The organism is Paenibacillus sp. YIM B09110 (assembly GCF_037167145.1).
In the GTDB taxonomy this organism is placed as follows: Bacteria; Bacillota; Bacilli; order Paenibacillales; family Paenibacillaceae; genus Pristimantibacillus.
This window is the reverse complement of sequence record NZ_JBANSP010000013.1, coordinates 130,449-141,685: the sequence shown is the minus strand read 5'-3', so window position 1 is coordinate 141,685 and position 11,237 is coordinate 130,449. Positions and strand designations below refer to the sequence as shown.

Genomic DNA, 11,237 nt, shown 5'->3' with positions numbered 1-11,237 from the left:
GGTTACGATTCGATAAGTTCTCTACGCCAGCATTACCTGGATCAGATTAACGGTCAGGGAAATAAGTTCCCTATCTCAGCCGGACTTCATCCAGCACCCATACTCTATTAAATTAACACTACTATAGCTCACAAGTAAGTTTTTGGCAACAACAGTTAATTCATCCGCCCCCTTGCTGGCAGCTCTAAAGGATAACGGACAAAATAGCCCCTTAAACTAATAATCGATTGTTTTCGGAGGTACCTTAATGTCCATTATAAGCGGAACAGTTCATATTATGATCGCTGAGCGTTGGCAACGTGTAACATGCCAAAGCCGTTTTAGTTATAGGTCATCCATACCGTGCTCCCCAGAACCTCAAAGCCTTGCTTAAACCAAAAGTTGCGTGTTTTGTCCAAGGTGTAGACGTACATCTTTTTATTAGGGTATTTCGCTTTAAGCCAGTTAATAAAGAAAGCCGCATATCCACTACCCTCATATTCCTTCAGAACATCCAGCGCTTCAATGAATATAAAATCAGTTTTGTTTTTAATTTCAATATAGAAATCCTTCTCCAGATACTTCTCGTCATCGTTAAAATAATCTTTTTCCGCCTTGTGGATTAACTGTTTCCCATTAGCGTATTCCCAAACCACGCCGTAGCCGACCATATTAGAGCCAGCCTCAATCAAATGAATTTCTTTCGGAATTTCCGAGCTATCCTTCCTGCTGAGTTCCCCAGCGTGATAACCGGATTTCAATTCACCTAATAAGGTCTGCATCTCTTGATCGAATGGCTTTGTATGAATAGCAGGCATGTTGGTTAGCTCCCTTTTCTCTCTCTTCTATCTACGCTATTGTATCAAATCAAATTATGTTCTCATAACAAAATTAAAATGTTACTTTTTTCCTATCTCTGCGTACCAAAGAAGGAAAATAAATAATATATTGGAAACCGAGGAGTGCGACATGAAAAAAATAACAATCATTTCAATCTTAGCTGTACTACTGGTAGCAGGCGGATCGGGGTTTACGATTTGGAAAATCAACGATAATAAAGAGAAAAAAGAGCTAGCTACTTTAGCTGATATTTCGAGCATCCAAGAGAAAGTGAATTCGCTCTATAACGACGAAACTAAAACGAAGCTTGCCGATCATATTAATGAAGAAACGTTAAAAAGCACTCATGACTTATTTGTAGACTATAGCGATAAAAAACTTTCGCCCGAAGCAACCGCGCTATTCAATCAGGCTTCGCAAGACATAAGCGATGTGGATCGCATGTACGCATTAAAACAAGGCGTAGACAGCCTGTTCGATAGTAATGGCGCAATTATTGAGACGGCTGACAGCGAGATTTATAAAAAACTGCTGGACGAGCTAAAGTCGAACAAGCCCGCCTTTGTAGATGAGCTAATGATTAAAATTAACGAAGCTGATGCTCAAAAGGAACAAATCTCAAACGCAACAAAACTGGTTGATTTGTTATTTACTTCTTCTGAAAAATCGACCGTCAAAGAAGCGATTACACGCGCAGAGATCGACGACGCAAAAGCGAAAATAAATAGCATTAAGCAGGATACTACGAAAACAGCTCTATTGTCGTATATACAAGTTGCGGATGTTCATTTGGAAGCTAAACTAAAAGCGGAAGCCGAGGCCAAAGCGAAGGCTGAAGCGGAAGCCAAAGCAAAAGCCGATGCCGAAGCAAAAGCGAAGGCTGAAGCGAATAAATCTAAAAATAACAATTCCGGTAAAAAGTCAGACGACTCTTTCGATATTAATGAGTGGACTCCTTATGATACGGACAATCTTGCCCAACTAATCGAATATTTGGCATCAGGCGATGTTATTGAATACAACGGTCAATATTACGCCTCTCCAAGTCTTGTCAATATGATCGCCAATGAAGAAGTCGTTTATTTCCATGATATAGCTAATGATTAGATAACAAAAAAGGATAGAGCATCAGAAACATCTCTGACGGCTATATCCTTTTTTTTCATTATGCTTCGATAGCTCCTCGAACGTTAGGATTCACCGTCACCTTGAGACCCCCCGAATTTTGAATCTCCCATTCAGTGCCGTCAACATGAAAAAGGGATTGTCCCGAAATCCCCCTACTGCCACAAAACGGCATTGCCATAAGCCACACCAATGACCTACCCCGAAGAGTAGGTCATTTTTTCGCGAAACTGCGCACCGCTTATCCAATAGTCATAGTGACTTTAACTGCTTATATCAATCCCGATTTTTGCAATAATCGTTGTATCGTAGTGGCAACCTCGGCTCTAGTCATGTGAGCCTTCGGCGCTAGCAATGCCCCGTTTTTCCCCATTACGATACCCGCCTGCACAGTGTCCGCAACGCTGCTTTGCGCCCATGAGGACACTCCTGACACATCTTCGAACGGAAGAAGCGCAGCTTCAGGCGATTGTTCAAGCAACTGGTCTTTCAGACCGGTTATGGCCATCGCATTGGATAGAATAACCATGGCCTGTTCTCTCGTAATCTTATCGTTCGGCCGGAAATTGCCGTCTTCCATGCCCTTGACAATCCCATAAGAGTAAGCCGTATTGACCGCGCTGCCGTACCAATCTTCCGGCAACACATCCGAGAATGGCGTTGCTCCATTCTCCAGCTTGAGGCCTAATCCACGGACGATGATGGCTGTAAATTCGGCGCGGGTGATGTCACGGTTAGGACTGAACATGCCGTTGCCCGTTCCGCCGACGACCATCCGGGACCCCATGTCGTTAACGGCGTCTTTCGCCCAATGCTTCGCTACGTCGCTAAATTCGATCGGATGCCAGACGACCGCATACGTGCTGTTGGTCAAGCTGTTGATTTGGGCTTCATACTTGCCGTTGAAATATTGGACCTTAGTCGGTACATGGCGTACCGATCCATCCTGTTCGACGACAACACCCGTCGTAATCTTGTTCGGATCAACGCCGTCAGGGATCGCTATCGTTCTTTCCACATAGGCGTCGAACTTCGTTACTTCGACGATACGGTCTCCGTACACGGCTGTCACCGTAAAGTTGAGAGGCGGAGCGGCTAGCATGAGCTGGCCATTGGCCGCCGCGTTCTCCACCAGCTTCAACGTGTCCGCTGTCGGAACGGCAATTTCTATCCTCACTTTAATATCCTGCAAAGCTATTAACTGTCCGATTTGCTCGGATATTGCACCGATATTGATTTGTTGCGCAGGAAGCGTGTAGGTCGCATGCTCGGTTGTGAACTCTAGAACCGCTTGCTTGTCCTCCATATTTCTCACCATTTGGCCGTTCAATTCGGCAACGAAGATATCGAATGTCTGGTTGATCGGTATCGTGACGACGGCATTTGTCCCTTCGATCGCGAGCCTCTCATCCAGTTTTTTCTGATCCACGGCCACCGTTATTTCGGTCTGATCATTTCGCTTTGCTACCGTAGCCGTGCCCGCATTCTCGACTTTGCCGTTAACAAGGATATCCACGCCTGTATTCGTCGTGTCCGGTATCGTTGGCGTAGAAGGCTCTGACGGCGTCGGCGTATGGGATGCTCTAGGAGTAACGGCGTTCGATTCTTCGGACGCCTCGCTGCTGCCCGCGTCATTAATCGCTTTTACCGTAAAGCTATAGCTTGTTCCATTCGTTAGTCCCGTTATGGTAATCGAACTTGTCCCCCCGGTCACGACCGTGCCTCCCGGTGAAATGGTCACCTCGTAACCCGTGATCGGACTTCCGCCGTTATCGGCCGGAGCCGTAAACGTAATGACGGCTCGTCCATTGCCCGCCTTTGCCGTCACACGGGTCGGCTCTCCAGGGACGGTCGACGGAGTCGCGCTGGCTTGATTCGATGCCTCGCTAAAGACTCCCGCGTTTTCCGCTTTTACCACAAAGTAATAGGTCGTGCCGTTGACCAGGTCTTGTACGCTGTAAGTTGAAGAAGTTACAGTCGCGATTTCAACGCCATGATCCGGATCGGCATCTATTGACATATATATTCGGTATTGCGTCGCTTCCGGTACGGCATCCCAGTTCAATACAACTTGTCGGTCGCCGCCGGCGGCCTCAAGATTTTGCGGATTTGCGGGAGCATCCGGCAAGTTCACCGATTGCGTAACGGTAAACGTTACGGGCGTCATGCGATCCGCCGATACCTTAACCGTTGCCGTGTAGGTGCCAGCCGGCAAATCGTCATTTGCAACTATGTCGAAGCTCGTTGATTCGCTCCCGGTTAAAGTCGCGGATTCCGGCTGCGTGATTGTAAAATCGTCAGCGTGACCGCCGCTAAGCGTGACCGACAGATTCTCCAAATCGCCGCTGCCGGTATTCATGACCGAAATGTTTTTCGTCTCTTGGATACCGGATTCGTAGCCCTGAGTCAGTGCCGTTAACGATTGATTCGTGATTGGAGCAATCGTATACGTCGGCGCTGCCGTGACCGTTATCGTCGCCGTTCCCGTCTTGCTGCTATCGAAGGTCGAGGTCGCCGTGATGATATAATCGCCCGGCTCGGCATCCTCCGCGACGGTCACGTTGCCCGTGCTGTCCACCATCACTTTGTTGCCGGCATCATTGCTTGTCCATGTGACCGTCGTCTCAGCCTCTCCTATCGCGTCTACCATGGCAGTGAGTTGCCTGTTTTCCCCCTGCACGACGCTTGCGCTGATTGGGCTTACGCTTACGCCGTTTACCGCCGTCGACGGCGTGACCGTTATCGTTGCCGTCCCTTTCTTGCCGGTATTGAAGGTCGACGTCGCCGTTATCGTATAATTGCCCGGCTCGGCGTCCTCCGCTACGGTGACGTTGCCCGTGCTGTCCACCGTTACCTTATCGTCGGTATCGCTGCTTGTCCATGTGACCGTCGTGGCAGCTCCTCCCGCTGCGCCCACCGTAACTGTAAGCTGAAGACTATCTCCTTGTATAACGTTCTCACTGCTTGGGCTCACGGTTACGCTATTAACGGCCGGCGCTTCCGTGACCGTAATCGTCGCCGTCCCTTTTTTGGTAGCATCAAAAGTCGACGTTGCCGTTATCGTGTAATCGCCCGGTATGGCGTCCACCGCCACGGTTACATTCCCCGCACCGCTCACCGCTACCTTGCCGGAGGCATCGTTGCTCGTCCAAGCGACCGTCGCCGCAGCTCCTCCTGCCGCGTTTACCGTTGCCGTGAGCTGACTGCTATCTCCTTGCATGACGGTATCGGTGCTCGGGCTCACGCTGACGCTGTTGACGGCCGGCGCCTCCGTAACGGTGATCGTCGCCGTTCCCGTTTTGCTGGAATTGAAAGTCGAAGCTGCCGTTATCGTGTAATCGCCCAGTCCGGCGTCCGCCGCGACAGTGACGTTACCGGTACCGCTCACCGCTACCTTGCCGGAGGCATCGCTGCTCGTCCAAGTAACCGTTGCCGCAGCTCCTCCTACCGCATCTACCGTAGCTGTCAGCTGCCTGCTCTGTCCTCTTGCGACGTTCGCGCTGCTTGGACTAACGACTACGCTTCTGACCGCCGGCGGAGGCGGCGGCGTATACGAGGCTACCCGAATTTGTTCAATGACGCTGTTTTTCTCCTGCCACGATACGTATATCGTATCGTCTAACACGGTTACCGCAGGATATTGGGCGGTTTTCGTAGCATCCACAATCAAACCGTTCAGGCCGCCCTCAGCACTTGTCCAAACCGTACCGTCATACTTCTTCACGCGAATTTTGAAAATGGAACCCGATCCCGTGTGTTCTTGCCACACCGCATACAATTCGTTATTGATGGACGTCAATTCAACATAGTTGCCGCGGAAAGCCGGATTCACATTGATTCCGTACGTCCCGTTGCCGTCAAGGCTCGACCAGGTGGTACCGTCATATTTTTTGACCCGGACTTGGTTATCCGTACCGCCGATCGGTTCGTCCCATGCTACGTACAAGGCATCGCCCGCGACGGCTACCGACGGATTAGTCGCGCTTTTCGAACCAACGATATTTAAACCGGGCGAACCGCCGTCAATCGCCGTCCAGCTCGTACCGTCATATTTTTTCGCTCGGATCTGATAATTGGATCCGACCAATTCAAACCATACCGTAATTAAGTCATCGCCTAATACGGCCATCACAGGAGAAGCTGCATAGGTTACGCCGCTATCGACTCTCGTCCACGCGGTGCCGTCATACTTCTTGACTCGCAGCTCCCCGGCTTCAGACCAAGCCGCATACAAAGCATTGTTGTATACGGCCAAATTAACAGTGTTAGCACCCTTGGAAGCATCTGCGTTTATTCCGGCCAGACTTCCGCCTTCGGCGCTTGTCCAGCTTATGCCGTCGTACTTCTTGACCCTAATTTGATCGATGGCCGCTGCATTTTTTTCTGTCCACGCGATATACAGTTGACCGTCGAACTCGGCCATAGCGGGTCTGATTGCCGGTTTGGAGGCATCTACGTTCAATCCGTTGCCATCGATGTTGACCCAGTTCGTGCCGCTACGTTTCTTGACTCTAATTTGGTTGTTAGGCGAGTATGGATTGACGACTCTTTCTTGCCACGCCACATAGACTTCATCATTATATACGGTCATAGCAGCATACTCCGCCATGTTGGCAGGGGATGCGTTAATCCCGTCGGTTCCGCCGCCGTCGATCATAGACCATCCGGCCGCCGCCGATGCCGTACCTCCGCCGCTCGCTATCAACGGTATGAAAAGGATAACGGCAAGTAAAATATATGCCGTTTTTCGTATTCTATCGTAGTTTTTGCTTCTTCTCGTTGTCGGGACCAATTTGCATCTTCCTCTCCGGATTATCATTTCGTTGCTTAGTCCTCAAGTACTAGCCCAGCATAACGGAAGATACCTTAAAAAAACCTTAAAAACCGACATATTTCTCCATGAAAAAACAGACCCCGTCGAAAATCGACGAGAGCCTGTTGCTTGAATCGTTACAGCCCCTTAAACCGGAGAAGCAGGGATCCGAACGGTCACTTTCGTACCGCGTCCCGGTTCGCTTTCCAGCTCCAACGAAATGCCGTATTCGTATTTTAAACGTTTGTTAATATTCCGTAAACCGACCCCTTGGGAATCATCCGAGCCGCCTCGTTCAAGCAGCGTCTTTAAGCGTTCGGGGGAGATTCCGACGCCGTCGTCGGCCACGACGAAACGCCACTCTCCGTCCGACTCTTCCGCCGTCATCGTCACCGTGCCGCCTTCTATGCGATCGCCGATGCCGTGACGGATCGCGTTCTCGACAAGCGGCTGCAATAGAAGCGGCGGCATGCGCAAACCATAGGTAGCCTCCGCGATATCATATTCGAAGCGAATACGATCCTTGAAACGGGCTTGCTCGATATCCACGTACGTTCGAATGAGGCTGAATTCTTCGGCAAACCCGATGCGCTCGTCCGCGTTGCTGAACCGGAAGCTTCCCCGCAAGTAATCGGCGAGATCGGCAATCATTTTCCGCGCGCGATCCACATCCTTATAGCTTGATGCCACGATGCTGTTCAGCACGTTATACAAGAAGTGCGGCTTGATCTGCGATTGCAGGAATGCCACTTCCATATGAACCGCACGGCCTAGCGATTCCTTCATCGATAACAAGCTGCCGATTCTGGCCTTCAGCTCCTCCAGATCGAATGGCTTCGGTAAATAATCGTTTGCCCCGGCCTGGAATGCCGCTACCTTGTCTTGTGGTTGAAAGGCCGCCGTCACCATCAGGACGGGCAGCTCCAGCAGCGAGTATCGCTTGCGAATTTCCTGACACACTTCATAACCCGACATGCCCGGCATCATCAGATCGAGAATAACGAGGTCGATTCTGCCAGACTGGTCGATTTGCTCCAGCGCCTCGTAGCCGTTCTTGACCGCGATTACGCGATAGTCGAGCGCTTGAAGCGCGTCCAATAAAACCTTCAAGTTCACGTACTGATCATCGACGATCAGTACCGTATGCTTGCCGTCGACATTCGCATGATGAGGCGTCTCGAAGGAGTATTCGGTTTCCTTGGGCATGACCTGGGGACTTGAATAGGACAAGGGCAATGCCTCTGCGCCTCTGTCGCCGGCGACGGGAAGCGTGAATGTAAAGGTAGAACCGACTCCGGGCGTGGACGCAACCGAAAGCGTCCCCTTCTGCAGCTCGACCAGCTGCTTCGCGATCGAAAGGCCTAATCCGAAGCCGCGTTGCCGTGTTCCCTCCAACGATTTGAACGGTTCGAAGATGAACGGAAGGTCCTCCGGTTCAATGCCTGTTCCCGTGTCGTGCACCGCGATTTCGAGCTCGCTTCCATGCTCCCTTCCGGTAATGACGATCCTTCCGTTCTTCGTATGTTTAATCGCATTGTCCAGCAAGTTTCCGATAACTTGGCTCAATCGGACTTCATCCGCCAAAGCGGGAGACAGCTCGGCTGGGATCCGGTTCACCAGCTGAATATCTTTTTCCGTACACAGATAGGAATAGAAACGCACCTGCGCCTCCGCGACCGAGCGGACATCGATCGGAACCGGAACGATTCTCAGCTCGCCATGCTTCAGCTTGGACAGGTCCAAGATATCGTACACGAGCTGCGAAAGCTTCCTCGTAATGTCGGTTACCAGCTGTAGCTTTTCCCTTTGCCCTGCGGTAGGCGGATGTGCCGCATCGTCCAGCATCGAACGGGAAATATTCATCACGCCATGAAGCGGCGTCTTGAATTCATGCGAGGTTCGAGCCAGGAAATCATCCTTCAGCTTGTCCGCTTGCATCAATTGACCGGACAGTTCCTCGATTTTCTGGAACGCGTTCGAGAACCGGAGCGACATTAAGAGCGCAAGCATCAGCAGGACAACAAAAGGTTCGATCGGAGGCAGCGAATAGATCGGCACGCCGAAATAAACGTACATATTCTGGTTCAGCAACAGTACGTTCAAAGCCAGGGCCGCCAGGGCCAAATACCAGCTGCCCGCTACTTTGTGCAGGACCGCGTATACGAATACATAGGTTGCATAGAGCAAGGCGAATGTCACGTATAACGAGGTCAGCAAACGAAACGATCCCGTCGTGATCTGGGTAGCGAAGCCGATATGCAGCACGGCCAAGATCGTCCCCACTATCAGACCGCCCCGAGTGAGCCATTGGTAGCTGTAGGGCCGGAAGGCCGTATAGACATACAGGAAAAAGCCGGCCCCTACGCCAACCGTCAGGATCATCTGAATACGGAAATACAGCCAGAACGGGATCTGGCCGACCACGTCGAACAGAACCCGCTCGCCGCTGACGCTCGTGAAAGCGGCGATAAATACGCAAACGATGCCAAATACGACAAGCGATTGATCGTTTCTTCGCTGGGAAAACAGTCCGATAAAATACAAGCCCATGATCAGGAAGGCAGTTAGCACGATCCAATCATGCGCCGTCGCCCGATCGCGCAGCCCCGCAATTTGCTCGGCCTTGCCGAGCTGAAGCGATTCGTTGATTCCGCTGCTTACGTGGAATTCATGGTTGGCCACCTGAATCAAGATTTCATTCCAGCCCTGCTGCAGCGTGAAGTAGCTGACGTATGGCTTGTTAAGCGCTTGGTAATGCCCTTTCTCAGCCGGATTCCCGCTTGATCCGACGACCTGGCCATTGACGATGAGCCGATTGGAAATGTGGATAGACGCTGTTTTCAATCCATACACCGCGCTTGCATCGTCGATTCGAAGCTGAAGGCGATAGGTCGCCATGCCAAGCGTATTCATCTGCTTGGACCATGAACCGGGGACCTGAATCATCGCAGCTATTAATCCCCCTGCAGCGGCGGAAGAGAGAGAAGTTTGACCTGGAAGCAGTTGATCCGGATAAAACGCCCACTTCCCGTCCAGCCTGACGACTCCGTCTTCTTCGAAATTCCATGCGGTTAAGTCCATGGCCCCATTCTCCGCTACAGGCATAGGATTCTTATTCATAGAGAAGTAGATTAACAGCAACCCATAGGTTGCCAACAATAGAGATAACGTAATAATCGCCGCCGCGGCTTTTTTTCTCATCGGGCTTGCCACTCCGTCTTGTCTGTCGTCTGCCGGATGAGTCGCAGCGTCTCCTCCTCCAGCTCTGCGCCCAATTGATTGCGCACCGCATGCTCCAACTGCAAGCAGACTCGATACGCCTCATGTCGATTGCCCGTCTCCAGATGCAGCCTAATCAGCTCGCGTCCGTCGATCTCGGAATCGGGGACAAGCGACAACAGGTTTTGCATGCTGTCCGCCGCGAGCGCGCGATTGTCCTGTCTTCGAAAATGCGCATACGCTTTGCGAAGCGCGCGGACGTACGAGGCTTTGATCTCCAGTTGTCTGGCGTTTGCCCAGCCGAAATCGCAAGCTTCCATGTATTCGCCTTTATACATCCTGTTCATTGTATCGTAGGTCCGTTCATCCATGGCATCTTCGGACATTACGCCCCTCAGCAGCTGCTCGAATTCGTTTGCATCGACCGTGAGCCCGTCCAATTCGGCGACGAAACCTTGATCCGCCTTGCGGATATGGATCGGGATATGATGCTCCGCCAAGCTTCTTCTTAGATAGGACAGGCAGGTGTACAAATACGTTTTCGCCTTGTTCAAATCGTAGCCCGGCCATAACGCCTCGATGATCGATGCGGTATTCACGGATTTTCCTTCATGTTGGATCAGAAACGCGCAAAGCTCTTTTTCCTTTTTCGTTTTCCATGCCAGCACCTTGTTCGCATCACCCGGCACCCCGATTTGGAAGCCTCCCAGACAGTGGATGGTTGAGGCGGCACTTGCGCTCTGGCGCGTCTGACCGACGGAATCGGATAAGGTTTGTTTAATGCGCGCAACCGTGTTCTGCAATCTATCTTTCGTAAACGGCTTCAACAGGTAGTCGGTCGATTGAATTTCGAACGCTTCGACCGCGTATTCCGCATAGGCCGTCGTGAATACGATCGGCATTTGAGGGATCATGCCTCTGATCTTTCTGGCAGCTTCCGTACCCTTCATTCCGGGCATCTGGTTATCCAGAAACACAGCATCGACAGGAGACTGGGTCAAAGCATCGATCGCTTGAATCGGATTGACGTATCTTCCGGCGACTTCGACGCCCCCGATCTGACCGAGCAATATTTCCAACAGATCCAGCGCATCTTCTTCATCGTCAACAATCAGTACTCGCATCATCGGGCTTGTCTCCTTGTTGTTCATTTAGCACCTCTTGATTTCGTTCTATTGTACCATATGCTGGTATTATCGGATCAAAGGAGATTGCTAGATTCTGATCACCATTCGCCCAATGGTACTAGAAGCTCGTGATA

General features: G+C 51.0%; 5 protein-coding genes and 1 riboswitch. Of the genes, 1 reads left to right on the top strand and 4 read right to left on the bottom strand.

The genetic code is table 11. The annotated features are described in order from the left end of the window. Nucleotide 1: 1 nt before the first annotated feature. Nucleotides 2–111, bottom strand: a riboswitch (TPP riboswitch). Nucleotides 112–320: 209 nt separating this feature from the next. After that, on the bottom strand, nt 321–797 hold the full coding sequence (locus V8F51_RS19480) for a GCN5 family acetyltransferase (RefSeq protein WP_337102064.1): 477 nt from the start codon (nt 795–797) through the stop codon (nt 321–323). Between the two features lie 151 nt (nt 798–948). Between V8F51_RS19480 and V8F51_RS19475 the strand changes: the two genes are divergently transcribed. Further along, entirely contained in the window at nt 949–1,926 is a 978-nt protein-coding gene (locus V8F51_RS19475; RefSeq protein ID WP_337102063.1) for a toxin Cry1Ac domain D-VI-related protein, read from the top strand. Nucleotides 1,927–2,215: 289 nt separating this feature from the next. On the opposite strand, the gene V8F51_RS19470 is transcribed toward V8F51_RS19475, so the two are convergent. The 3 genes from V8F51_RS19470 to V8F51_RS19460 all read right to left on the bottom strand — a co-directional run bounded on the left by V8F51_RS19470 (nt 2,216) and on the right by V8F51_RS19460 (nt 11,103). Next, a complete protein-coding gene (locus V8F51_RS19470; RefSeq protein ID WP_337102062.1) occupies nt 2,216–6,736 on the bottom strand; it encodes an S-layer homology domain-containing protein in 4,521 nt (1,506 codons plus the stop codon). Between the two features lie 168 nt (nt 6,737–6,904). Beyond that, on the bottom strand, nt 6,905–9,958 hold the full coding sequence (locus V8F51_RS19465; RefSeq protein ID WP_337102061.1) for an ATP-binding protein: 3,054 nt from the start codon (nt 9,956–9,958) through the stop codon (nt 6,905–6,907). Continuing rightward, nucleotides 9,955–11,103, bottom strand: coding sequence for a response regulator (locus tag V8F51_RS19460; RefSeq protein WP_337102060.1), 1,149 nt, complete (start codon nt 11,101–11,103; stop codon nt 9,955–9,957). The genes V8F51_RS19465 and V8F51_RS19460 overlap by 4 nt, the downstream gene beginning before the upstream one ends. Nucleotides 11,104–11,237 lie beyond the last annotated feature (134 nt).

Excerpts from the sequence above, each read along its gene's own strand:
- V8F51_RS19480 (WP_337102064.1), bottom strand. The coding sequence starts at position 797 with ATGCCTGCTATTCATACAAAGCCATTCGATCAAGAGATGCAGACCTTA.
- V8F51_RS19475 (WP_337102063.1), top strand. The coding sequence starts at position 949 with ATGAAAAAAATAACAATCATTTCAATCTTAGCTGTACTACTGGTAGCA.
- V8F51_RS19465 (WP_337102061.1), bottom strand. The coding sequence starts at position 9,958 with ATGAGAAAAAAAGCCGCGGCGGCGATTATTACGTTATCTCTATTGTTG.
- V8F51_RS19460 (WP_337102060.1), bottom strand. The coding sequence starts at position 11,103 with ATGATGCGAGTACTGATTGTTGACGATGAAGAAGATGCGCTGGATCTG.